The organism is Burkholderia perseverans (genome assembly GCF_022870505.1).
GTDB lineage: Bacteria > Pseudomonadota > Gammaproteobacteria > Burkholderiales > Burkholderiaceae > Burkholderia > Burkholderia plantarii.
In genome coordinates this window covers 3,205,618-3,226,978 of sequence record NZ_CP045093.1, presented here as the reverse complement: position 1 = coordinate 3,226,978, position 21,361 = coordinate 3,205,618, and the positions used below count along the sequence as shown (strand labels likewise).

The following is a 21,361-nucleotide window of genomic DNA, read 5'->3' as shown; positions in this document are numbered from 1 at the left end:
CTTTGGTTTTCGCTTGACGGGCGGGCGCCGTGGGTTGTGACCTGGCCCTGAAGAGGGCGAGCCGGCGATATCCAGCTCGCGTCGACCGATTGCAGCGGGTTTCGGACTCAGTCGCCGAGCAGGTCGCGATAGCTCGCATAGGCACCTGCCACGAGCAGCGCGGCGACCACCGGCATCACGACCAGGCCGTGCAGCAGCAGCGGGACGGCCGAGGCCGTGAACGCCGCGGCGCCGATCAGCGCGGCATGGATCAGCGCGACCGGCCGGTTGCGCCAGACGGCGCGCGCGCTGGTGGCCATGGCGTCGAGCGGCGTGCGGTTGCGCAGCACGATCAGCGCGGGCGCGAACCAGAACGCCGCGAGCGCGGCGGCGTGGAACGGCAGCGCGACCAGCCAGGCCGATTCGTGCAGCGCGTGGGTCCGCGCCAGCAGGCTCGCCGCCAGATAGCCGGCACCGGCGATCGCGGCGGCCGCGACGCCCACCGCCAGCAGCGCGTCGCGATGCTCGTAGACCGCGCCCCACGCCTCGCCGAAGCGCCAGGGGCGCGCGTTGCTGGCGCGCTCCTGCATCAGGACGAACAGCGCCACCGCCGGCGGCGCGACGAGCGGCGCGAGCACGCTCAGGCGCGGCGCCAGCATGAACAGCGTGGCGAGGTCGGCGCAGGCGAGCAACGCGAAGAGCCACGCCACCGGCCGCCGGCGGGCGATGGCGAAGCCGTGGGCGAGCCAGTCGAGCCAGCGCGCGGCGGGCACACGGCGAACACGTCGGGGTTCGGCGCGCGCAACGGGCGCCGCACCGGAGAGGAAGTGCGGATTCATGGCGAGTTCCTGTTCAGGGAAGGTGACTGCGGGATCGAGGAGGTTGCCGGCGCGCGTATCGCGTATTGCTCAACGCGTCTCGCGGATCAGGGCGCGCCGTGTTCGAGGCGTTCGGTGATGCGTTCCGCATGGCGGCGCACGTAGCGCACCAGGCCGCGCCAGGTGAAGCGCGTGAGCCAGACGCACAGCCCCAGGCCGAGCGCGCCGCCGATCAGCATCGCGACGCCGTACAGCAGCGCGCCGAGGCTCGAGCCATGCGGGCCGACGATCAGCACGTGATCGTCGCCGCTGTCGATGGCGACGCGGCTCCGGTCGATCACCACCGAGTCGCCGCGGCTGTGTACCGTGAGCCGCGGGCCGTCGTTGCCGCCCTCGACGAACGACACGTGGTCGCCGCCGCTCCTGACGTCCCACGCCATGTCGCCGACGCCGCTGCCGATGCGCGCCGCCGACAGCGTGTCGCCGTCGCCGGTGCGCACGTCGAGCGCGACCACGTCGGTGCGGTGGACCGTCCATACGTCGCCCTTGACCTCGAACATGGCGGGCGCGCCACCCGTCGAGGTCGCGCGCAGCTTGCCGTCCTCGTAGCGCAGTTCGAGCGTGCCGCTGGTGGTCACGACCGACATGTGCGTGCCGGGCCGAGGCTCCAGCACGAAGCGGTCGCCGTCGATGCGGAAGTCCGGGACGTTGACGTGCTTGAACATGGTGGCGTCGCCGTCCTCGCGGCGCCGGGCGGTGTCCTCCGTGTCCTCTGCGTTCGAAGCCTCCGCGCCATGGCGCGTGCCCTGGAAGCTGAACGGAATCCGGTCCGTGGCGGGCCAGCCGAACGCGTGATGGCTGCCGAGCAGCAGCACGGTGGCGAGCCCCGTGACGAGCATCGTCGCCGAGAGCACGTAGCCGCAGGTCAGCAGCGTCAGATACAGGATGAAAGGCACCAGCAGCACCAGCTGCACGAGCCCGAGGCCCGCGATCGACACGATCACGCGCAGCAGGTTGCTGAACGAGCGGCGCGTTTCCCACTGCCGGAAGCTCGCCTGGGCGCGCAGCTCGCGCGCCAGCTTGACGGGGTCGCCGAGCGCCGCGATCACCTCGGCCTCGCCGCGTCCGGCCGCCAGCGCGTCGCCGATGTACTCGCGATAGTCGGCGACGATTTCGTCGACCAGATGCTTCGGCCAGCTGCGCAGCTCATGCCGCAGCTGCTGGATGAATGCGTCCTGCGTCATTGCTTGTCCCCCGTTCCCTGTGGCGCGCCCGGCGATCCGAGCACCCCGTTGACTTCATCGACGAAACTGCGCCATTCCTTTTCCATGCCCGCGAGGCTGTTGCGCCCCGCCGCCGTCAGCGAGTAGTACTTGCGCGGCGGCCCGGAACTCGACTCGACGAAATAGGTGGACACCCAGGCCTCCGCCTGCAGGCGGCGCATCAGCGGATAGATCGTGCCTTCGCTGATTTCCATGGTTTGCGACAGCGTCGAGACGAGTTCGTAGGCGTAGCTGTCGCCGCGTGCCAGCACGGCCAGCACGCACATGTCCAACGTGCCCTTTTTCAGCTGGGTCTTCATTCCAATCCGCTTTCGATAGTGTGTATTACACGGTACCTTTCTATACACGTATGCTGCCTGAGACGAGCCCGGCAAAACCATGGGCTGCAATGTAGCAGCCAGTATTGTTTTATGCAAGGTACTGTTTTATGCACTGCACCGGAGCCCGCGATGGAGCGCGGCGTCCGGCGCCCGGCGCGTCCGGCCGCCGATACCGGTACGGTCAAGCTTGCTGCGTTTCCGGCCGATAAGATGGAGATCAGCACGCCAGTTTTGCGCGTCACCGGAGATTGCATGAACGACATACCCATCCTCATCCAGCCGGAGGACGGTGCAGCATCCGCCCAATGCACCGGCTGCCGGACGCCGTCCGGTCGGTTCGGGAAACTGAGGTTCGCGTTCCAGCCGATCGTCGACACCCGTACCGGCACCACTTACGCGCACGAGGCGCTGGTTCGCGGCCCCAACGGCGAGCCGGCCGCGTCGGTACTCGAAAAGGTCGACGAGGCCAATCGCTATCACTTCGACCAGCTCTGCCGGACCTCGGCCATCGAACAGGCCGCGGCGCTGAACATCGACGGGCACCTCTCGATCAACTTCATGCCGAACGCCGTCTACCGGCCGGAGGCCTGCATCCGCAGCACGCTTGAGGCCGCCGAGAAATTCAATTTCCCGAGCGATCGCATCATCTTCGAGACGGTCGAGGGCGAGAACATCCTCGGGCGCTCGCATCTGGTGAACATCTTCCGTTCGTATCGCAGCTTCGGGTTCCAGACCGCCATCGACGACTTCGGCGCGGGGTTTTCCGGGCTGACGCTGCTGGCCGACTTCCAGCCGGATCTGGTGAAGCTGGACATGGATCTGGTGCGCGGCGTCGACACCAACGCCGCGAGGCAGAGCATCGTGCGGGGCGTGGTCTCGATGTGTCGCGAGATGGGCGTGCGCGTGATCGCCGAAGGTGTCGAGACGCGCGGCGAGCGCGATTTCTTCGCGGCGCATGGGGTGTCGCTGATGCAGGGCTATCTGTTCGCGAAGCCCGCGTTCGACTCGGCGTCGCAACCCGGCGCCGAGTGGCTGGCCGGGGCCGCGCCGGCGCCATGAGCGTGCCGGGCGCCACGCCCGTCACGCGACGAAGCGCTTCGGGCTCGATCCGGTCAGGCGCCGGAACATCGCGATGAAGGCCGACGAGGACGCGTAGCCGAGATCGAAGGCGACCGATTCGACGCTGCGCCCGCTCCTGAGCATCGGCAGCGCGGCCACGAAGCGCAAGCGCTGGCGCCATTCCGTCAGCGACATCCCCAGCTCGGCCTGGCAGCGGCGAATCAGCGTGCGTTCGCCCAGCTTCACCACGGCCGCCAGTTCGGCGATGGTGCGATTGTCGGCCGGGTCGTCGCGCAGCAGCTGCAGGACCCGGTTCAGTTCCTCGTCGTCGCTGTGGGGCACGAAGCTGCCGGTGGTCCGGCAGGTCGAGAGTTGATCGACCAGCACGCGCAGCAACCGCGCGCGGGCGGCGCGCTGCTCCGGCGTGTCGGCCAGATCGCGCAGATGCTCGAGCATCGTGCGGACCAGCGGGCTCACCATCACCGCGCAGGAATCGTCGGGCATGCCGTGGCACAGATCGCGACGGATGTAGACCGAGCAATGCACGGCCTCGTGATGATTGAAGCCGGTGTGCTCGACCTCCGGCGCGATCCACAAACCCAGATGCGGCGGCGCGATGAAGTGCGCGGAGCCGGCCTTCACCTCGGTCACGCCGCTGAACGAGTAGACGAACTCCCCCCAGGTGTGGCGCAGGACCGGATAGGTCGCGTGCGCGGGCATGCGCTCGGTCCGGAAGAACACCGGGGCCGGCAGCGCGTCGGTGAACGGCGGCAGCCGCAGGTGGGCGGTGGGGGCCGGTATGCCGCGTTTCATGCGCTGGCTTCCTCGCTCGATCGAATGTCAGTTTTGCACTATATCGTGTGAAATGATTCGGTCAATACTGTGCTCCGTTTCGTTCGGGATACCCACCGATGAGGAAGGCAGTGGACGGTCGGGCAGTACTCGTCATGGTCGCGCTGTGCATGACGTGGAGCCTGCAGCAGGTGGCGGTCAAGGCGTCGGCGGCCGACGCGGCGCCGATCTTCCAGCTCGCGCTGCGTTCCGGCGTGGCGGCCGCGCTGGTGTTCCTCTATGCGCGCGTCGTGGCGCGCGACCGCTGGCTGACGGGGCGCATGCTGCCCGCGGCGGTGGTGGTCGGCTCGCTGTTCGCGCTCGAATTCCTGTTCGTGGCGCAGGGCCTGATCTGGACCAGCGCCTCGCACATGGTCGTGTTCCTCTATACGGCGCCGCTGTTCGCGGCGCTTGGCCTGCATCTGCGCCTGCCCGACGAGCGGATGAGCCTGCTGCAATGGAGCGGGATGGGGCTCGCCTTCCTCGGCGTGGCGATCGCGTTTCTGGTGCCGGCGTGGCTCGACCACGGGCCGGCGCGAACCACCTGGATGCTGGGCGACCTGCTCGGCCTGGGCGGCGCCGCCGCCTGGGGCATGACGACGGTGGCGGTGCGCACCAGCCGCATGAGCGAGGCGCCCGCCACGCAGACGCTGTTCTACCAGCTGGCCGGCGCGTTCGTGATCCTGCTGCCGGCCGCCATGCTGCTCGGCCAGACGCGTTTTCACGCGTCGCCGATGCTGTGGACCAGCCTGATTTTTCAGACCGTGTTCGTCTGTTTCGTGAGTTTCCTGGTCTGGTTCACGATGCTGCGCCGGTATCTGGCCGCGCGCCTCGGCGTGCTGTCGTTCATGACGCCGCTGTTCGGCGTGGTGTGGGGCGTCGTGCTGCTGAACGAGCAGCTGAGCGCCGCGTTCATGGTGGGGGCGGTGTTGGTCTGCGTGGGGCTGGTGGTGGTGAACGGCGAGGCGTGGATCGTGCAGTGGCGCGAGCGGGTGTGAGGCGAAGTCGGGGAAGTCAGCACGGCGCGCTTGCCGGGTGAGGTCTCGTAGGCCATGCTGGCAATTGCGCCGGGAACTGAACGGAACGCGCCGTTACCTGCATCGCCCTCATCCGGGCAAAGAGGCGAAGCGCTATCAAGTCGAAGCCATGCGCGAGTGGCTCAACGAAATGGGAATAAAGCCATGATCAACGCCATGACGTACAAGGGCTATTACGCCCGCGTCGATTTCGATGGTCGCGACAATATCTTTGTCGGACATGTGCTCGGCGTCGACGACAAAATCAGCTTCCACGGCGAAACGGTTGCCGAACTCACGCAGGACTTTCACGCGGCCGTCGATCACTATCTCGACGAGTGCGCACGCACGAAGCGCGCGCCACGAAAGCCGGCGTCCGGCCGGCTGATGCTGCGCCTCGCTCCCGAGACCCACGCGGCCGTCGGCATCGCGGCAGGCATCGCCAACGAGAGCATCAATCAATGGTCCGAAGACGTGCTGAGACGCGCGGCGCAGGAAGTGCTCGAACGCGCCGGGCAAGCCTGAATACCCGACGATCCCGCCAATGACCGAATACCGCGTCACGCCCACGGGCGAGGCGCTGCGTCCCGCCATGTTCGCGATGGCGGAGTGAGGCGGCAAGACCTGGAGACACAGACCGGGGACGAATGAGTCTGGTTTCATTCCGATCCACTTGAGCCATGACGGCGCCTCGTATCCAGAAAATTCGACGGGCCATACAAAAAATTGGACCATGAAAAACCAGCATGGACAGCAATCCGTTCCAGTTGTACATTCGCGCTACATCGAACACGGGCCTTGCCCGCACCGACACAGGGGGAAACGGATGCTGCGGTTGAGCGAGCGCGACAAGGCCATGCTGGGCGGCGAACTGGGTGACGGCCCGGCCCGGGCGATGCGTATCGTCGCCCGAACCGCGGACGTGATGTCGGCGCCGAGCCTGATCGACATCACCTCCGCGCATATCGACGGCTGCCTCTATCACGGCCAGACCAGCCTCGACTTCGTCGAGCGGTTCGTCTCCGCCGGCGCGAGGGTGGCGGTGCCGACGACCTTGAACGTCGGCTCGCTGGACCTGATCCATCCCGAGCTGTATCACGGCGACCGCGCGATCCAGCGCGACGCGCGGCGCCTGATGGACGCGCACCTGCTGCTCGGATGCGAGTCCAGCTTCACCTGCGCGCCGTACCAGCTCAAGCATCGTCCGCGCCAGGGCGACCAGATCGCCTGGGCCGAATCGAACGCGATCGTCTTCGCCAATTCGGTGTTGGGCGCGAGGACCAGCCGCTACGGCGACTTCCTCGATCTGGCCGCGGCGATCACCGGGCGGGCGCCCTATGCGGGCCTGCACGTCACCGCGAACCGCGCCGGCCGGATCGTGTTTCGCGTGGCGGATTTTTCCCGTCTGCCGTCGCGCGACATCCATTTCGCGGCGCTCGGCCTGCTGGTGGGCAAGGTCGCCGGCGCCGTGGTGCCGGTCATCGTCGGCCTGCCCGACGACACGAGCGAAGACGAGCTGAAGGCGCTCGGCGCCGCCGCCGCGTCGAGCGGCGCGGTGGCGCTGTTCCATGCCGTGGGCGTGACGCCCGAGGCGCCCACGCTCGACGCGGCCCTGCAGAACCAGGCGCCGCTTAGCGAGTTGAGCGTCTCGCTGGCCGATCTCGACGCGATCCGCGCCACGCTGAACAACGGGCGCGACGGCGACGATCTCGTGGCGGTGTCGCTCGGCACGCCGCATTTCTCGCTGGCGGAATTCCAGCGGCTCGCGAGCCTGCTCGACGCGCACGCAGGCAAGCCGCGCGCCGATTTCTACGTCAACACCAGCCGCTTCATCCTGTGGGAGCTGGAGCAGATCGGCCTGGCGCAGCAACTCGCGGCGCGCGGCATCCAGATCGTCGTCGATACCTGTACCTACATCACGCCGGTCATGAAAAAGCTGAGCGGGCTGGTCATGACGAATTCAGGCAAGTGGGCCTCGTATGCGCCGGCCAACATCGGCGTGAGCGTCGCCTACGGCAGCATGAGCGAGTGCGTGCGGTCGGCCTACGAAGGGAAGGTGCGGTTCCATGGATGAAGTCCGGAAAATTGTCCGCACCGAACCGGCCGGCGCCACGGCACCCGGCATGGCCTTGTCCGGCGACGTGCTCGTCCACGGCAGCGCTCGCGCGGAAACCCTCCTGCTGGAAAAGCCCTTGAGCTTCTGGGGCGGCTACGACGCCGGGCCCGGACGCATCATCGACCGCACGCATCCGCAGCAAGGCGCGACGCTGGCCGGGAAGATCATGGTGATGGCGCACGCCAAGGGTTCGAGTTCGAGCAGCAGCGTGCTCGCCGAAGCGATCCGCAACGGCACCGGCCCGGTCGGCATCATCCTGCGCGAGCGCGACCTCATCATCTCGATCGGCGCGATCGTCGCCGCGGAGTTGTACGCGCTGGCCGTGCCGGTGGTGTGCCTGAGCGCTGCCGATTTCGAGCGCGTGGCCGCCGCGCGCGGCGCGGTTCGCATCGAGGCGGCGGAAGGGCGGGAAGGGGCGGGCGGCGCCATGGTGTATCTGGAGGAAACGGCGCCGCGGTGATGTCAGGCGGCGCCTGCGCTGTTTCGCTGCTGCCGCAGGATCCGCACGAAGTTGCGCACCGTCTGCGCGCTCTCGCGCGGCCGGTGGACCAGCGCGATGCCGGTCGCGAGCGGGCGGCCCCGCAGCGCATGGAACGACACGCCGGCCACCTGCACCTGCCGCATCGAGGCCGGCACGATCGCCACGCCGAAGCCGGCCGACACGAGATTGCCGGCCGACGAGATCTGCGGCGATTCCATGCCGATCGACGGCGCGAAGCCGGCCGCGTGGCAGGCACCGATGATCGAGTCGTAGAGGTTCGGCCCGATCCCGCGCGGGAACACGATGAACGGATCATCGGCCAGGTCGGCCAGGCCGATCTGCTTGCGCCGGCCGAGCCGGTGCCGGTTCGGCAGCACCGCGATCATCTCCTCGTCCGCCAGCGGCTCCACCACCAGCTCGCCGCATTGCAGCGGCATGCGCACCAGCGCGGCGTCGATGCGGCCCGCGCCCACCTTCTCCAGCAGCGCCACGCTGTTGCTCTCCTCGCAGCCCACCGTCACGCGCGGGTACGCATGCCGGAAGCGCTGCATGGTCTGTGCGATCGCCGGATGGAACACCGTCGAGCCGGCGAAGCCGAGCGAGAGCCGCCCGGTCTCGCCGCGCCCCGCGTCGCGCGTGGCCAGCAGCGCCTGCTGCGCGTCGTCCACGATGCGTCGCGCGCGCTCGCGCAGCAGCCTGCCCGCCTCGGTCAGCTCCACGCGGCGCGGATGCCGGATGAACAGCGGCGTGCCGATCTCGCGTTCGAGCTTGAGGATCTGCTGGCTCAGCGGCGGCTGCGCGATGCCGAGCGCGGCCGCCGCCTCGGTGAAGTGCAGATGCTCGGCGACGGCCAGGAAATAACGCAGCTGACGAAATTCCATATCGTTTTCGTCTCCGAATCGTGTTTTCAAGATATTGGACTAATGGCCGGTGCAATTCTAAGCTGCCGTTCATGCGACGGGCGAACATGCGCGGCGCCGGCGGGTGGTCAGGCCGGGGCAGGCCGTCCGTCGCGACCCTTGATCAGACGGAGAGCACGATGGCGGCAGGCAAGGACGGTACGAACCCAACGAACCAGGCGAACGGAACCGGCGGGCGTGGTGGCGCGGCGCTGCTGGCGGCGCTGCGCGGCATCGTCGGCGCACGCCACCTGCTGACGGGCGAGGCCGCCACGCGCCGCTATCGCACCGGCTTCCGCTTCGGCAACGGCCGCGCGCTGGCGGTGGCGCGGCCCGGCACGCTGGTCGAGCAATGGCGCGTGCTGGAAGCCTGCGTCGCGGCCGGCGTGGCCGTCATCACGCAGGCCTCGAACACGGGCCTGACGGGCGGCTCGACGCCGGACGGCGACGCCTACGATCGCGACATCGTGATCGTCAGCACCACGCGCATGAAGACCGTGCATGTGATCGACGCGGGCCGCCAGGTGGTGTGCCTGCCCGGCGCCACGCTCGACCAGCTCGAGAAGGTGCTCAAGCCGCTCGGCCGCGAGCCGCATTCGGTGATCGGTTCGAGCTGCATCGGCGCCTCGGTGTTCGGCGGCGTCTGCAACAATTCGGGCGGCGCGCTGGTGCGGCGCGGGCCGGCCTACACCGAGATGGCCGTGTTCGCGCGCGTGGACGAGCAGGGCCGGCTCGCGCTCGTCAACCATCTCGGCATCGAACTCGGCGACACGCCGGAGCAGATGCTCGAACGCCTCGGGCGCCGCGCGTTCTCCGACGCCGACGTGCGCCACGATGCCGGCGCCGCGTCCGACCATCGCTATGCTGAAGAAGTGCGCCGCGTCGATGCCGCCACGCCGGCGCGCTACAACGCCGATCCGCAGCGGCTGCACGAGGCGTCGGGCTCGGCCGGCAAGCTGATGGTGTTCGCGGTGCGGCTCGACACGTTCGCGGCCGAGCGCGATACCAAGGTGTTCTACATCGGCACCAACGATCCGGCCGAGCTGACCGAACTGCGCCGGATCGCGCTTGGTGAATTCACGCACCTGCCGATCTCGGGCGAGTACATGCATCGCGACGCCTACGACGTGGCCGAGCGCTACGGCAAGGACACCTTCCTCGCGATCCACCATCTCGGCACCGCGCGGCTGCCGGCGCTGTTCGCGCTGAAGAGCCGCTTCGACGCGCTGGTCGGCCGCTTCGGCTTCCTGCCGCGGCACCTGAGCGACCGCGTGCTGCAGGCCGCGAGCCGGCTGTTCCCGAGCCATCTGCCGCCGCGCATGAACGCGTTTCGCGACCGCTTCGAGCATCACCTGATGCTGAAGGTGTCGGCCGACGGTGCCGAGGAGGCCCGCACGCGGCTCGCCGCGTTCTTCGCCGAGGCGTCCGGCGCCTATTTCGAATGCACCGCCGGGGAAGGCGCCAAGGCGTTCCTGCACCGCTTCGCGGCGGCCGGCGCGGCGGTGCGCTACCGCACCATCCACGCCGACACGGTGGAGGACATCGTCGCGCTCGACATCGCGCTGCGCCGCAACGATCGAGACTGGGTGGAGACGCTGCCGCGCGAGATCGAGGACACCATCGCGATCAAGCTCTACTACGGCCACTTCCTCTGCCATGTGTTCCACCAGGACTACATCGTCAGGAAGGGCCACGACTGCCTCGACGTCGAGCGCCGCATGTGGACGCTGCTCGACCGCCGCGGCGCCGAGTATCCGGCCGAGCACAACGTCGGCCATCTCTATCCGGCCAAGCCCGAGCTGGCCGGCTTCTATCGCGCGCTCGACCCGTGCAACTGCTTCAATCCCGGCATCGGCCAGATGTCGAAGTTCGCGAACTATCGCGAGACCCCGGCGTGATGCCGGCGTGACGCCGTTGCGCGCGGCTCAGACTTTGCGCAGGCGTCGCGAGTACGACAGCCCGTATGACGGCGAGCGGAACAGCAGGATCGGGTCGTCGCTCGGCTCGATGCCGTCGGCCATCACCAGCGGGTCGAAGTTGATGCCGTAGCTCGGCGCGTGCTCCTGCGCCGTCGCGTGCGTCAGCGTCAGCGTGCCGGCGTGGATCTCGCGGCGCTCCCTCGGCCAGAGCAGCGTGGGATTCGTGACGGAGTCGCCCGGTTCGCCGATCGACACGATCATGTCCCACTGCGCGGGGCCGCGCGCGAGCCGCTCCGTCAGCCGCGCCTCGAGGAAGTCGTGCGGCGCGGCCTGCATCTCGTCGTCGCTGAGCGCGCGTTCGCCGTCACGCGGCACGAAGCGCCAGCGCACCATCGTCGTCTTGTCCCGGCCGTCGATGAAGCGGAACGTATGGATGCCGTAGAACGCGCAGCTCGCATAGCTCCAGGGCGGATTGACGGTACCGAGGAAGTGGGCCTGCGCGGCGTGATCGCGGTGCGAGGCGAGGAACGCCTTGAACACGGCCGGGTCCGGCTTGCCGGTGGCGGCGTCGGGCGTCAGCGCGAAGAACTTGTCGATGAAGGTCTTCGGCATCGTCGCGAAGAACATCGGCGTGTGCAGCATCGTCATGTGCTGCAGCGCGCCGCCGGGCAGGCGGAACTGCAGGCCCACGCCGCGCGTGCTGCGTTCCGTGTCGGCCGCGTCGGGGTCGCCGCCCGCGAGCGAGAAGCGGCCCACCACCTCGATCGTCTCCCCGCTGAACAGCTGCGAACGCGACCACTCCGCCGCCGCCGGATTGCCGACGAAGCGGCCCGTCACGCCCACCCCCTTCGTATGGTTGCGACGCTGCCCCGGATGCGCGCCGTAGGCGCTTTCGAGCGCGTCGAGCGAGCGTTGCGCGGTGGCTTCGTTGTATTCGCTGCCCACGGCGTCGTGGGCGGCGTGCGTGTCGGGCGCGGGTGAATCGGCGGCGGAGGCGGCCGTGGCCGGCAGGCCGACCATCGGCGCGACGGCGCCGGCCACGGTCAGCCGCGTGGCGGCGGAGAGAAACGAACGGCGATGCGTATCGGCGGGCTGGGTCATGTTGACGGTCCTGGATCGAGGGGAGGGGACTACAGCCGGGTGAACAAGGTTCGGCCGCGCTTATTCCACGCTGGCCGGCCGTTTCGCGCGGGAATTTTGTAATGGAATGTGTTGGAAAGGTGGGCGGCCGGATACGGCGGACAGCACGCGCGGCATTGCCAAAACCTAATTCAATTAGGTAATATCCGAACGTCATTTTACTAGCAGGCAGGCGGCACCATGAAGGTCGATATCGAACGCATCCGCACCGAGGCCACGGCGCTCGCGAACCGCAACGGGATCGACGGGCTCTCGATGAACGAGCTGGCCGCTGCACTCGGGATTCGTCCGCCCTCGCTCTACGCGCACGTCGACGGCATTGCCGCCGTGCGGCGCCTGCTGGCGCTGCACGGCCTGCGCGAACTCGAACAGGGCGTGGCGCGGCTCACGGCGGGCAAGGCGGGGCCGGACGCGGTGCGCGCCCTGATGAACGGCTATCGCGGCTTCGCGCGCAAGAACCCGGGCCTGTACGCCGCGATGGTGCCGACGCCGCCGAAGTCCGACACCGACTGGCGCGACGCGATGGAGCGCCTGAAGCAGACGCTGATCGCATCGCTGCAGGGCTACGACCTGTCCGGGCCGGACGGCGTGCATGCGCTGCGCGGCATGCGCAGCCTGGTCCACGGCTTCGTCTCGCTGGAGGCCTCGGGCGCGCTGAACCACCCGGTCAGCCGCGACGCGAGCTTCGCCTGGCTGGTGGAAGGCTTCCTGCGCATGCTGGCGCCGTTCGAGGCGGGACAGCTGGCCGGACGGTAGAGCGATGTCGTCGTTTTCCTAATTGAATTAGGTAAAAAGAAATATGAAATAGGTTGAAACACGCGGCGCGAGACACCGTCGTGCCGCTCGCGTAGGATCGTCGACGCCGGCTAAACCCCGCCCGGCGATTCGCTTACCCCTTCTTTCGGCAGTCCGGAGCCCCCCATGTCCGATCCCGAGATTCAGCAGGTTTCCCTCTACGATCTGTTCCAGCCGCGCTGGCGCGCCGATCCCTATCCGCTCTACCGCCGCCTGCGCGACGAGAGCCCGGTCCACGCGGACCCGAACGGCAACGGCTGGATCGTTTCGCGTCACGCCGACGTGGTGGCGGTGCTCGACGACGCGCGTTTCTCGGCGGCGCGACTGGGCGGCATCGAGGACGAGAGCCGCACCGAGCAGGTGATCCGCCGCACGCTGTCGAAGCAGATGCTGTTCCTCGACGGCGCCGATCACACGCGGCTGCGCAAGCTGTTCGCGAAGGCCTTCACGCCGCGCCGGCTCGACACCTTCCGGCCGCGCATCGAGGCGCTCGCGCACCGGATGCTGGCGGCCCACGCGGGGCGCACGATCGACTTCGTCAGCGAGTTCGCGGTGCCGCTGCCGGTGATGGTGATCGCGCTGGTGCTCGGCGTGCCGATGGACGCGCATGCGCAGCTGCACGACTGGTCGCTCGCGTTCGGCAGCGTGATCAGCGGCCGGGTGCTGTCGGACGCGGAGACGGCGCGCGCGGAGGCCGGCATCGCCGCGTTCGGCGCGTATTTCGCTGAACTGATCCGCGAGCGCCGGCGCGAGCCCGGCGACGACATGCTCAGCGACCTGCTCGCGGCCGAGGAGGCCGGCGACCGGCTGGACGAGCCCGAGCTGATCGCGAACCTGATCCTGCTGCTCGCGGCGGGGCACGCCACCACCACCCACCTGCTCGGCAACGGCTTGCTCGCGCTGTCGCGCGAGCGTGAGCAATGGCGGCTGCTGGCCGACGATCCCGCCATCGCGCCGGCCGCCGTCAACGAGCTGTTGCGCTTCGACGCGCCGGTGCAGCTGACGGGGCGCGCCGCGCTGGAGGACGTCGAACTCGGCGGGCAGCGGCTGCCGAAGGGCGCCTATGTCTACACGCTGCTCGGCGCCGCGAATCGCGACGAGCGCCATTTCGCGGCGCCGGACACGCTCGACGTGCGGCGGCCCGTGTCGCGCGTGCTGTCGTTCGGGCACGGCATGCATACCTGCCTCGGCGCGCTGCTCGCGCGCATCGAGGCGCAGATCGTGTTCACCTCGCTGGCCGCGCGGTATCCCGGCATCGAGGTGGATGAGCAACAGGCGCAGCGCACCGAGAGCCTGTCGTTCCGCGGGCTGCGCAGCCTGCCGGTGCGGCTGGTGTGAGCGATTCGTGCCGGTGCACTGGCGCGCCGGCGGTTCGCAATTTTTCTTTCTCCTTGGGCACGGACTCCGTGCAATCTACGATGCCTTTCATCACGCTGTTTCTCGCCGGCGCGTTGCTTTGCAACAGCGTCCCGCACCTCGTCGCGGGGCTGCAGGGCAGGACGTTTCCGACGCCGTTCGCCAGGCCGCGTGGCGTCGGCCATTCGTCCGCGCCCGTCAATTTCCTGTGGGGCGCGGCCAATCTCGCGCTCGGGCTCGCGCGGCTCACGGGCCATCCCGTCACGCTCGGCGCGAACCTCGACTGCCTGATGCTGGCGCTCGGCGCGCTCACGCTGGGGCTCTATCTCGCGTGGCACTTCGGCAAGTCGGGCGCGGCGGCGCCCCAGGCGCATTAGCCCGTGCGCCGTCGCGACGGCGCAGGCCGCTTGCGGGCGCGTCCACGAAAAAAACGGCGGAGTGCCCGTGCGGGGCTCACCGCCTCGATCACCACCGCCGGGCGGGCCCGGACGCCACGCGATACGCCACTCGATCCAACAGGCGCCTCAGCGCACCACCACGACGCCGCGCGGCCAGTAGCCGGCGCGCACCGTCACGGCCGGATAGACGGGTGCCACGTAGGCGCGCGGCACGACCACGGGCGCCGGCACCACGGCCACCGGCGCGGCCACCGCCACCACGGGCGGCGCGGTCACGACCACGGCGGGCGGCGGCGCATAGACGCGCACCGGCGCGACGGGAATGCCGACGCCCACGACCACGCCGGCGAACGCGGCCGGTGCGAGCAGCGCCAGCGCGGTGCCGGCGGCGGGAACGATCAGGGAATGCAGTTTCATTGCGGATCCTCGGTTGGGAGAAGGCGCAGCCGGGGCTGCGAACCTGAACCGAAGCGTAGCGGCCGCGCCGATGACAATCTGTCGGCAAACGATGTCATTTCGTGTCGTGTGCCCCGTCACCGGTCGGGCCGCCGGTGACATCGCTTGACATCGATTCGTAACAGCCAGGGCGCGCGTGCTTGCCTACAGTGACGGCTTTCCCGTGGCGGGGCCGCCGCCGAGGCAGGCCCGCATGCGTCGTTGTCCGGGATTTTTTTCGATGTTGTCATGGAGCCTTCGATGAAACGACTTTGCCTGATGCTGCTCGCCGCGTTCGCGGTCTCGCCCGCGTTCGCGCAGAATGCGATGATGGAAAAACTGCAGGCGCGCTTCACCGCCGCCGACACCGACCACGACGGCAAGCTCACGCCGGCCGAGGCCCAGGCCGGCATGCCGCGCGTGGCTAAGAATTTCGACGCGATCGATGCCGATCACAAGGGCTACGTGACGGTCGACGACATCGTCCGTTTCGCGGCCAGCCGCCGGAAGTGAATTCGGCCGAGCGGCGCGCCGAGCCCGACCACGAAAGGAGCCCGACCATGACGACCCCGAACGCCGCGCCGTCCGCCACGCCGGCCGCCGGTACGCAGCCGGGCCGCATCCTGGTGCTCGACGACGAGGCGGAGATCCGCAACATGCTGGAGCGCTACCTCGTCTCGCACGGCTTCGAGGTACGCACCGCGAAGCACGGCACGCAGCTCGACGTATTCCTCGAGCGCCATCCCTACGATCTGCTGATTCTCGACGTGATGATGCCGGGCGAGGACGGCCTGTCGATCTGCAAGCGGCTGCGCGCGCGCGGCGAGACGCTGCCGATCCTGATGCTGACCGCGCGCGGCGACCCCGTCGACCGCGTGATCGGCCTGGAACTCGGCGCCGACGACTACCTCGCCAAGCCGTTCCTGCCGGGCGAGCTGCTCGCGCGCGTGCGCGCGATGCTGCGGCGGCGCGAGATCCTGCTGCGCCAGCGCAACGCGATCGAGGGCATTCCCTACGAGAGCGAGGCGGGCGTGCTGCGCTTCGGCGGGTTCCGGCTCGACGTCGGGCAGCAGGCGCTGTACCGCGACGACGGCGAGCGCGTGGAGATCGGCAATGCCGAGATCCGGCTGCTCTGCGCGCTCGCGCAGACGCCGAACCGCCCGGTGAGCCGCGCCAACCTGATCGAACGCGCGCGCGGGCCTAACTACGACGCGGCCACGCGCAGCGTGGACGTGCAGGTGCTGCGGATCCGGCAGATCGTCGAGGCCGACGTGGCCGCGCCGCGCCACATCCGTACCGTCTGGGGCGTGGGTTACCTGCTGGTCGCGGAGTACGACGCATGACGATGCCGTGGCCGCGCTCGCTGCTCGGGCGCAACCTGTTGTTGCTGGTGCTGGTGGTGATCGCCAGCGAACTGTCCACCTTCACGATCTTCTTCACGCTGGTACAGAACCCGCGCCTCGACGAGGCCGCCTCGCTGGTGGCGTCGCAGACGCGGCTGGTCGGGCAGTTGCTGAACTCGCTGCCGCCCGAGGCGCGCCGCCGCGAGCTGGCCGCGATCAACGGCGCGCCGCAGGCCGCGCCGCCGCCCGACGCATGGCAGCGCGTGCGCGGCGTGCAGGCGCGGCGCTTCGTGCGTGCGCTGCTGCGCGAGCTGCCGCCCGGCACGCAGTTTCGTTGGCAGCGCGGGCGCGAGAGCCGCGTCTGGGTGCAGCTGCGGCTCGGCGACGAGCCCGCGTGGGTGATGCTGCCGGTGTCGTCGAGCGTGAGCCCGCAGTTGCCGTGGAGCCTGGTCGCGCAGCTGCTGACGCTGGCCGCGTTCCCGGCGCTCGGCGCGTGGCTGATCCAGCGGCACACGGCGGGCCGGCTGCGGCGCCTCGCGCGCGCGGCCGAGACGGTCGAGCGCGGCGCGTGGCCCGAGCCGGTGCCGGTGGACGGGCCGCGCGAGCTGGCCACCGTGGCCGACACCTTCAACCGGATGGTGGCCTCGCTCGCCGAGATGGACGCGACGCGCGCCGAGATGCTGGCCGGCATCTCGCACGACATCCGCACGCCGCTCACCAAGCTGCGCATGGCGATCGCGGCGCCCGAGGCATTCGACGCGCCGGCCGCGAGCGCCGAACGCTTCGTGGCCGAGATCGACGCGATCGTCGAGCAGTTCATCGACTTCGCGCGCGGCTGGGACGGCGAACCCGCCGTACCCGGCGATCTCAACGCGCTGGCCGGCCAGCTCGCGGCCGATTACGTCGGGCTCGGCTACGGCTTCGCGCTGTCGCTCGCGCCGCTGCCGCCCGTCTCGTTCGGGCCGGTGGGCATGCAGCGGTTGCTGATGAACCTGATGCACAACGCGGTGGTGCATGGCCGCGTCGGGCTGGAAGTGCGCAGCTGGGTGGAGGCCGATTGCGTCGCGCTCAGCGTGGAAGACGCCGGCCCCGGCGTGCCGCCGGGCCAGCTCGCGCTGCTCAAGCGACCGTTCCGGCGCGGCGAACAGCACGACAAGCCGGCCGGCACCGGCCTCGGTCTCGCGATCGCCGAGCGCATCGCGCGCCAGCATGGCGGCCGGCTCGACCTGAGCCTGCTGGCGGGCGGTGGGTTCGCGGCAACGCTGCGGCTGCCGCTGGCGCGCGAGTGAACTGGTGCGCGCCGACGTGAGCGGCGGCATGGGCGGTGACGCCGCCATGCCGTGCCGCCAGGCATGGCGCCGTGTCATGCGCGTGGTCATGCCGGTGCCGGCATCGCGGCCGGGTCCGGCGGCATTCACGCGCGTCTGCCTTGGCGATCAGAAGCCCAGCAGCGGCCGGATCGCGGGCAGCGCCCACGCGCCGATCAGCATGCCGAGCAGGCCCACCAGCGCGACGAGCGGCGGCGCGGGCGAGCGCACCTTCAGCACGCTGTAGATCACGCCGATCAGCGCGCCCGCGCCCAGCGATATCCAATAAGATTTCATGCGGGGTGCCTCCCGATCGATTTAGAATCCATGGCACCGCGTGAGCCGCCGGCGCCGTTCCCGATGTGTGTTGCGCGAAACATCATTCAACTGTCCTGAACGTCGAATCCGGCGCGCGGACCTTCATCGCCCTGTCTGCCCCATGCAACCGCTTCCCGACCTTGAAGCCTGGGCCATCTTCGCGCGCGTCGTGGAGACCGGCTCGTTCGCGAAAACCGCCAGCCTGCTCGGCATCTCGCAGCCCACCGTCTCGAAGGCGATCGCGCGCCTGGAGCAGCGGCTCGGCACGATGCTGCTGTACCGCACCTCGCGCAAGCTCTCGCTCACGCCCACCGGCGAGCTGCTGCGCGACCGCGCGATCCGCCTGCTCGCCGACGCCGAGACGATCGAGAGCGAAGCGTCCGCGCAGGCGCTGGAGCCGCACGGCATCGTGCGCCTGAACGCGCCGATGTCGTTCGGCCAGCGCCATCTCGCGCCGCTGCTGCCGGCGTTTCTCGAACGCTATCCGGGCGTCGACGTCGATCTGGTGCTGACCGATCACCTCGTCGACATCGTCTCGGGCGGCTTCGACGTGGCGATCCGGATCGCCGACCTCAGCGATTCGTCGCTGCGCGCGCGGCGCCTCTGCGTGGTGCGCCGCCCGCTGGTGGCCTCGCCCGAGTATCTCGAACGGCACGGCCGGCCGAGCCATCCGCGCGAGCTGGAACAGCACGTGAGCATGATCTACACGAACCTGCCGTCGCCCGACTACTGGCGCTTTCGCCATGCCACGCTCGACGAGGAATTCGCCGTGCCGGTGCGCGGGCGCATGCGCACCAACAACGCCGACGTGCTGCTGCCGGCACTGCTGTCGGGCCAGGGCCTCGCGCTGCAACCGGAGTTTCTGGTCTGGGATGCGCTGAAGCGCGGCGCGCTCGAACGCGTGATGTGCGACTGGCGCATCGCCGACATCAACGTGAACCTGGTGACGCCGCCCGGCATGCTGCGCGCCGCGCGCGTGACGGTGCTGCTCGACTTCCTCGTGGAGCATCTCGCGCACGCGCCGTGGGCGCTGGGCGGCGAGTGAGCGCGAACCCGGCGGCCGCGCCGGCCGGGTTCGCTCGCCGGGTTCGTCGCGCTTATCGAGCCGGCACCGGCGCCAGCATCTCGTGCGGCGCGGCGGTGCGCTGCGGCGCCTTGTGGACCATCGTGTAGGCGTAGTCGATGCCGAGCCCGTAGGCGCCCGAGTGTTCCTTCGCGATCGCCATCACCGCGTCGTAGGTCTCGCGGCGCGCCCAGTCGCGCTGCCATTCCAGCATCACCTGCTGCCAGGTCACGGGGATCACGCCGGCCTGGATCATGCGCTGCATCGCGTAGTCGTGCGCGGCCTGCGAGGTGCCGCCCGACGCGTCGGCCACCATGTAGATCTCGTAGCCGCCTTCGAGCATCGCGCAGAGCGCGAAGGTGGTATTGCAGACCTCGGTCCAGAGGCCCGCCACCACCACCTTCCGGCGGCCGCTCGCGGCCAGCGCGTCGCGCACCTTCTGGTCGTCCCACGAGTTCATCGAGCTGCGCTCCAGCACCTTCTGGCCCGGGAACACGTCGAGCACCTCGGGATACGTGTAGCCCGAGAAGCTCTCCGATTCCACGCTGGTGACGATGGTGGGCACCTCGAACACGCGGGCCGCCTTGGCCAGCGCCACGACGTTGTTCTTCAGCGTCTGGCGGTCGATCGACTGCACGCCGAAGGCCATCTGCGGCTGCTGGTCGATGATGATCAACTGGCTGTTCTGCGGGGTGAGTACTTCAAGCTTCGCATCGCTCATGGCGTGTCGGTCCTGGTAACGGAAGATGGCGCGGCGTGGGCCGCAAGGATGAGGCATCCAGCTCCATTTATTTGATACGCAATCGCGGCGCTTGGAAATCCAAGAAACGGAATCGAACCGATTCCGAAAACCGCCGCATAAAAGCGGCCCGCGCGCTTTTTTTCCGCCGGCAAACCGGCTAGGCTTGGCAGCGTTTTGCCGGTGCGATTTCCGCGGCCGGCGGCAGGCGAGGAGGAACACCGTGAAGGCTTATCTGTTGTCGCTGGCGGCCGGCGTGCTGGCCGGCGTGGTGTACGCGGCGCTCGGCGTGGCGTCGCCGGCGCCGCCCGTGATCGCACTCGTCGGCCTGCTCGGGATGCTGGCCGGCGAGCAGATCCTGCCGCTCGCGCGCCGGCTGCTGGCCGGGCACCGGCTCGGCTCGGCATGGCGCGAGGCGAAGTGCTCGCAGCACATGTTCGGCGCGCTGCCGGGCGCGAATCCGAACGAGGGCGGCACGCGGCGGCGTGCGTCGTGATACGGCGCGAGGCCCGCGATCCGCGACCAAGGTTTGATCCGCGCGCCGATGAACGGCATCATGCGTATCCATGCGCGGCGGCCCGTCGTTTTTTTTCGACGGCTCGCCCTTCGAACCGGAACGAACGAGGTCGACAGTGGATACGCTTTATCAGATGCGCGTTTTCGTGCGCATCGTCGAATCAGGAACGTTTACCGCCGCGGCGAACACGTTCAACACGAGTCCGGGGGCGATGTCGCGTGCCATCGCCGAACTCGAGGAACGGCTGCGCACGCGGCTGCTGAACCGCTCGACGCGCCGCATCGCGCTGACGCCGGCCGGCGAACGCTACCTGCTGCGCTGCCGGCAGATCCTCGCCGACGTCGAGCTGGCCGAGGAGGAGGCGAGCGACGCGCAGGCGAGGCCGGTCGGCAAGCTGCGCGTCCACAGCTTCGCCGGCATCGGCCAGTACTACGTGCTGCCCGCGATCAAGGCCTATCGCGAGCGCCATCCCGACGTCACGATCGAACTCACGCTGTCGCAGCGCACACCCGAACTCTACGAGGGCAGCACCGACGTGGCCGTGGTGGCCACCTCGTCGACGCTGCCCGATTCCGATCTCGTCTCGCATCTGCTCGGTGCCTCGTTCAGCGTGCTGTGCGCCTCGCCCGAGTACGTGCGTGAGCGCGGCATGCCGGCTTCGCCGCGGCAGCTCGCGCAGCACGAATGCCTGATCCTGCATTCGCCCGCGTTTCCGGCCCACGAATGGCTGCTGGATAGCGAGACCGACAGCCAGACCATGACGGTGTCCGGCGCGGTGGAGGTGAACACGCCCGAGGCGATCGGCACCGCCGCGCGCGCGAGCATGGGGATCGGCGTGATGCCCGTGTATTCCGCGCTCGAAGGGCTCGCCGACGGCAGCCTCGTGCGCGTGCTGCCCGCCTATACGCTGCAGAAGATGAACCTGTACGCGCTGCATCCGTCGCGGCGCTACACCGACGCGCGGATCCGCACCTGGGTGGAGTACCTGCGCGAATCGCTGCCGAGCGCCACCGCGCGCGACCGGCAGCGGCTCGAGACGCATCGCGCGGCCTGAGCTGAGGGGCGCGTCTGGCCGGCGGTCGCTCGCGGGTAACCGCGGCTCGCGTTGCCTCGGCCGGGATGCGTCGGCATGCCGGTCGGTGTGAGCCGCCCGCCCGCGTCCACGATTTCCAGTAAGCTTTCATCGCCCGTGTACGATCGTGGCCGGCGGCGCCCCGACTCATCCGGCC

At 69.3% G+C, this 21,361-nt stretch carries 24 protein-coding genes; 15 read left to right on the top strand and 9 right to left on the bottom strand.

The genetic code is table 11. The features are described 5' to 3' along the window. Window positions 1-107: 107 nt before the first annotated feature. From BpN12_RS13570 to BpN12_RS13560, 3 genes are all read right to left on the bottom strand, one after another. Window positions 108-818: a hypothetical protein gene (locus tag BpN12_RS13570; protein WP_246793094.1), complete on the bottom strand. Its 711-nt coding sequence runs from the start codon at window positions 816-818 to the stop codon at window positions 108-110. 86 nt (window positions 819-904) lie between these two features. Further along, complete coding sequence (locus BpN12_RS13565) at window positions 905-2,041, bottom strand: DUF1700 domain-containing protein (RefSeq protein ID WP_246793093.1); 1,137 nt, start codon at window positions 2,039-2,041, stop codon at window positions 905-907. Then, entirely contained in the window at window positions 2,038-2,379 is a 342-nt protein-coding gene (locus BpN12_RS13560; RefSeq protein ID WP_246793092.1) for a PadR family transcriptional regulator, read from the bottom strand. The genes BpN12_RS13565 and BpN12_RS13560 overlap by 4 nt, the downstream gene beginning before the upstream one ends. 273 nt (window positions 2,380-2,652) lie before the next feature. Here BpN12_RS13560 and BpN12_RS13555 point away from each other — a divergent pair, with 273 nt between their 5' ends. Then, a complete protein-coding gene (locus BpN12_RS13555) occupies window positions 2,653-3,459 on the top strand; it encodes an EAL domain-containing protein (RefSeq protein WP_246794714.1) in 807 nt (268 codons plus the stop codon). Between the two features lie 21 nt (window positions 3,460-3,480). Here BpN12_RS13555 and BpN12_RS13550 read toward each other — a convergent pair whose 3' ends face one another. Beyond that, window positions 3,481-4,272, bottom strand: a complete 792-nt coding sequence (locus BpN12_RS13550) for an AraC family transcriptional regulator (protein ID WP_246793091.1) — start codon at window positions 4,270-4,272, stop codon at window positions 3,481-3,483. A 98-nt stretch (window positions 4,273-4,370) separates the two neighbouring features. Between BpN12_RS13550 and BpN12_RS13545 the strand changes: the two genes are divergently transcribed. From BpN12_RS13545 to BpN12_RS13530, 4 genes are all read left to right on the top strand, one after another. Continuing rightward, complete coding sequence (locus BpN12_RS13545) at window positions 4,371-5,288, top strand: DMT family transporter (RefSeq protein WP_246793090.1); 918 nt, start codon at window positions 4,371-4,373, stop codon at window positions 5,286-5,288. A gap of 183 nt (window positions 5,289-5,471) precedes the next feature. After that, a complete protein-coding gene (locus BpN12_RS13540; protein ID WP_246793089.1) occupies window positions 5,472-5,831 on the top strand; it encodes a type II toxin-antitoxin system HicB family antitoxin in 360 nt (119 codons plus the stop codon). A gap of 301 nt (window positions 5,832-6,132) precedes the next feature. Continuing rightward, entirely contained in the window at window positions 6,133-7,380 is a 1,248-nt protein-coding gene (locus tag BpN12_RS13535) for an aconitase X (RefSeq protein WP_246793088.1), read from the top strand. A gap of 49 nt (window positions 7,381-7,429) precedes the next feature. Next, window positions 7,430-7,882, top strand: coding sequence for an aconitase X swivel domain-containing protein (locus tag BpN12_RS13530; protein WP_246794713.1), 453 nt, complete (start codon window positions 7,430-7,432; stop codon window positions 7,880-7,882). A 2-nt stretch (window positions 7,883-7,884) separates the two neighbouring features. On the opposite strand, the gene BpN12_RS13525 is transcribed toward BpN12_RS13530, so the two are convergent. Beyond that, window positions 7,885-8,784 carry a LysR family transcriptional regulator gene (locus BpN12_RS13525; RefSeq protein WP_246793087.1) on the bottom strand — a complete coding sequence of 300 codons (900 nt, stop codon included), beginning with the start codon at window positions 8,782-8,784 and terminating at the stop codon, window positions 7,885-7,887. 158 nt (window positions 8,785-8,942) lie between these two features. Between BpN12_RS13525 and dld the strand changes: the two genes are divergently transcribed. Beyond that, window positions 8,943-10,700 carry a D-lactate dehydrogenase gene (gene dld / locus BpN12_RS13520; RefSeq protein ID WP_246793086.1) on the top strand — a complete coding sequence of 586 codons (1,758 nt, stop codon included), beginning with the start codon at window positions 8,943-8,945 and terminating at the stop codon, window positions 10,698-10,700. A gap of 27 nt (window positions 10,701-10,727) precedes the next feature. On the opposite strand, the gene BpN12_RS13515 is transcribed toward dld, so the two are convergent. Further along, window positions 10,728-11,822, bottom strand: coding sequence for a catalase family peroxidase (locus tag BpN12_RS13515; RefSeq protein ID WP_246793085.1), 1,095 nt, complete (start codon window positions 11,820-11,822; stop codon window positions 10,728-10,730). Window positions 11,823-12,041: 219 nt separating this feature from the next. Between BpN12_RS13515 and BpN12_RS13510 the strand changes: the two genes are divergently transcribed. The 3 genes from BpN12_RS13510 (at window position 12,042) to BpN12_RS13500 (ending at window position 14,389) form a co-directional block, all read left to right on the top strand. After that, complete coding sequence (locus tag BpN12_RS13510; RefSeq protein WP_246793084.1) at window positions 12,042-12,617, top strand: TetR/AcrR family transcriptional regulator; 576 nt, start codon at window positions 12,042-12,044, stop codon at window positions 12,615-12,617. Between the two features lie 165 nt (window positions 12,618-12,782). Continuing rightward, the gene (locus BpN12_RS13505) at window positions 12,783-13,994 is read left to right on the top strand and encodes a cytochrome P450 (protein WP_246793083.1); all 1,212 of its coding nucleotides are present in this window, start codon (window positions 12,783-12,785) and stop codon (window positions 13,992-13,994) included. Between the two features lie 80 nt (window positions 13,995-14,074). Further along, window positions 14,075-14,389 (top strand): hypothetical protein, encoded by a 315-nt coding sequence (locus BpN12_RS13500; RefSeq protein WP_246793082.1) that lies wholly within the window; start codon window positions 14,075-14,077, stop codon window positions 14,387-14,389. A 147-nt stretch (window positions 14,390-14,536) separates the two neighbouring features. Here BpN12_RS13500 and BpN12_RS13495 read toward each other — a convergent pair whose 3' ends face one another. Beyond that, on the bottom strand, window positions 14,537-14,827 hold the full coding sequence (locus BpN12_RS13495; RefSeq protein ID WP_246793081.1) for a hypothetical protein: 291 nt from the start codon (window positions 14,825-14,827) through the stop codon (window positions 14,537-14,539). A 279-nt stretch (window positions 14,828-15,106) separates the two neighbouring features. Between BpN12_RS13495 and BpN12_RS13490 the strand changes: the two genes are divergently transcribed. From BpN12_RS13490 to BpN12_RS13480, 3 genes are read left to right on the top strand one after another with little or no spacing between them, the layout of a single operon-like run. Continuing rightward, window positions 15,107-15,358 (top strand): EF-hand domain-containing protein, encoded by a 252-nt coding sequence (locus tag BpN12_RS13490; RefSeq protein WP_246793080.1) that lies wholly within the window; start codon window positions 15,107-15,109, stop codon window positions 15,356-15,358. Between the two features lie 47 nt (window positions 15,359-15,405). Then, complete coding sequence (locus tag BpN12_RS13485) at window positions 15,406-16,188, top strand: response regulator (RefSeq protein ID WP_246793079.1); 783 nt, start codon at window positions 15,406-15,408, stop codon at window positions 16,186-16,188. Continuing rightward, on the top strand, window positions 16,185-17,477 hold the full coding sequence (locus BpN12_RS13480) for an ATP-binding protein (RefSeq protein WP_246793078.1): 1,293 nt from the start codon (window positions 16,185-16,187) through the stop codon (window positions 17,475-17,477). The genes BpN12_RS13485 and BpN12_RS13480 overlap by 4 nt, the downstream gene beginning before the upstream one ends. Window positions 17,478-17,624: 147 nt before the next feature. Here the strand turns inward: BpN12_RS13480 and BpN12_RS13475 are convergent, their stop codons facing one another. Then, the gene (locus BpN12_RS13475) at window positions 17,625-17,792 is read right to left on the bottom strand and encodes a DUF1427 family protein (protein WP_246793077.1); all 168 of its coding nucleotides are present in this window, start codon (window positions 17,790-17,792) and stop codon (window positions 17,625-17,627) included. Between the two features lie 142 nt (window positions 17,793-17,934). Here BpN12_RS13475 and BpN12_RS13470 point away from each other — a divergent pair, with 142 nt between their 5' ends. Next, window positions 17,935-18,858 (top strand): LysR family transcriptional regulator, encoded by a 924-nt coding sequence (locus BpN12_RS13470; protein ID WP_246793076.1) that lies wholly within the window; start codon window positions 17,935-17,937, stop codon window positions 18,856-18,858. A 52-nt stretch (window positions 18,859-18,910) separates the two neighbouring features. Here the strand turns inward: BpN12_RS13470 and BpN12_RS13465 are convergent, their stop codons facing one another. Continuing rightward, entirely contained in the window at window positions 18,911-19,597 is a 687-nt protein-coding gene (locus tag BpN12_RS13465) for a hydrolase (RefSeq protein ID WP_246793075.1), read from the bottom strand. Between the two features lie 241 nt (window positions 19,598-19,838). On the opposite strand from BpN12_RS13465, the gene BpN12_RS13460 reads away from it, so the two are divergent. Both BpN12_RS13460 and BpN12_RS13455 read left to right on the top strand, forming a co-directional pair. Continuing rightward, window positions 19,839-20,111 (top strand): XapX domain-containing protein, encoded by a 273-nt coding sequence (locus BpN12_RS13460; protein ID WP_246793074.1) that lies wholly within the window; start codon window positions 19,839-19,841, stop codon window positions 20,109-20,111. A 136-nt stretch (window positions 20,112-20,247) separates the two neighbouring features. After that, window positions 20,248-21,186, top strand: coding sequence for a LysR family transcriptional regulator (locus tag BpN12_RS13455; RefSeq protein ID WP_246793073.1), 939 nt, complete (start codon window positions 20,248-20,250; stop codon window positions 21,184-21,186). Window positions 21,187-21,361: the final 175 nt, after the last annotated feature.

What these genes read in the sequence shown, in the direction of transcription:
- BpN12_RS13570 (WP_246793094.1), bottom strand. Translation starts at nt 818, where the DNA reads ATGAATCCGCACTTCCTCTCCGGTGCGGCGCCCGTTGCGCGCGCCGAA.
- BpN12_RS13545 (WP_246793090.1), top strand. Translation starts at nt 4,371, where the DNA reads ATGAGGAAGGCAGTGGACGGTCGGGCAGTACTCGTCATGGTCGCGCTG.
- BpN12_RS13530 (WP_246794713.1), top strand. Translation starts at nt 7,430, where the DNA reads ATGGCCTTGTCCGGCGACGTGCTCGTCCACGGCAGCGCTCGCGCGGAA.
- BpN12_RS13565 (WP_246793093.1), bottom strand. Translation starts at nt 2,041, where the DNA reads ATGACGCAGGACGCATTCATCCAGCAGCTGCGGCATGAGCTGCGCAGC.
- BpN12_RS13505 (WP_246793083.1), top strand. Translation starts at nt 12,783, where the DNA reads ATGTCCGATCCCGAGATTCAGCAGGTTTCCCTCTACGATCTGTTCCAG.
- BpN12_RS13480 (WP_246793078.1), top strand. Translation starts at nt 16,185, where the DNA reads ATGACGATGCCGTGGCCGCGCTCGCTGCTCGGGCGCAACCTGTTGTTG.
- dld (WP_246793086.1), top strand. Translation starts at nt 8,943, where the DNA reads ATGGCGGCAGGCAAGGACGGTACGAACCCAACGAACCAGGCGAACGGA.
- BpN12_RS13515 (WP_246793085.1), bottom strand. Translation starts at nt 11,822, where the DNA reads ATGACCCAGCCCGCCGATACGCATCGCCGTTCGTTTCTCTCCGCCGCC.
- BpN12_RS13560 (WP_246793092.1), bottom strand. Translation starts at nt 2,379, where the DNA reads ATGAAGACCCAGCTGAAAAAGGGCACGTTGGACATGTGCGTGCTGGCC.
- BpN12_RS13470 (WP_246793076.1), top strand. Translation starts at nt 17,935, where the DNA reads ATGCAACCGCTTCCCGACCTTGAAGCCTGGGCCATCTTCGCGCGCGTC.
- BpN12_RS13550 (WP_246793091.1), bottom strand. Translation starts at nt 4,272, where the DNA reads ATGAAACGCGGCATACCGGCCCCCACCGCCCACCTGCGGCTGCCGCCG.
- BpN12_RS13485 (WP_246793079.1), top strand. Translation starts at nt 15,406, where the DNA reads ATGACGACCCCGAACGCCGCGCCGTCCGCCACGCCGGCCGCCGGTACG.
- BpN12_RS13535 (WP_246793088.1), top strand. Translation starts at nt 6,133, where the DNA reads ATGCTGCGGTTGAGCGAGCGCGACAAGGCCATGCTGGGCGGCGAACTG.
- BpN12_RS13475 (WP_246793077.1), bottom strand. Translation starts at nt 17,792, where the DNA reads ATGAAATCTTATTGGATATCGCTGGGCGCGGGCGCGCTGATCGGCGTG.
- BpN12_RS13540 (WP_246793089.1), top strand. Translation starts at nt 5,472, where the DNA reads ATGATCAACGCCATGACGTACAAGGGCTATTACGCCCGCGTCGATTTC.
- BpN12_RS13465 (WP_246793075.1), bottom strand. Translation starts at nt 19,597, where the DNA reads ATGAGCGATGCGAAGCTTGAAGTACTCACCCCGCAGAACAGCCAGTTG.
- BpN12_RS13510 (WP_246793084.1), top strand. Translation starts at nt 12,042, where the DNA reads ATGAAGGTCGATATCGAACGCATCCGCACCGAGGCCACGGCGCTCGCG.
- BpN12_RS13555 (WP_246794714.1), top strand. Translation starts at nt 2,653, where the DNA reads ATGAACGACATACCCATCCTCATCCAGCCGGAGGACGGTGCAGCATCC.
- BpN12_RS13490 (WP_246793080.1), top strand. Translation starts at nt 15,107, where the DNA reads ATGAAACGACTTTGCCTGATGCTGCTCGCCGCGTTCGCGGTCTCGCCC.
- BpN12_RS13500 (WP_246793082.1), top strand. Translation starts at nt 14,075, where the DNA reads ATGCCTTTCATCACGCTGTTTCTCGCCGGCGCGTTGCTTTGCAACAGC.
- BpN12_RS13495 (WP_246793081.1), bottom strand. Translation starts at nt 14,827, where the DNA reads ATGAAACTGCATTCCCTGATCGTTCCCGCCGCCGGCACCGCGCTGGCG.
- BpN12_RS13525 (WP_246793087.1), bottom strand. Translation starts at nt 8,784, where the DNA reads ATGGAATTTCGTCAGCTGCGTTATTTCCTGGCCGTCGCCGAGCATCTG.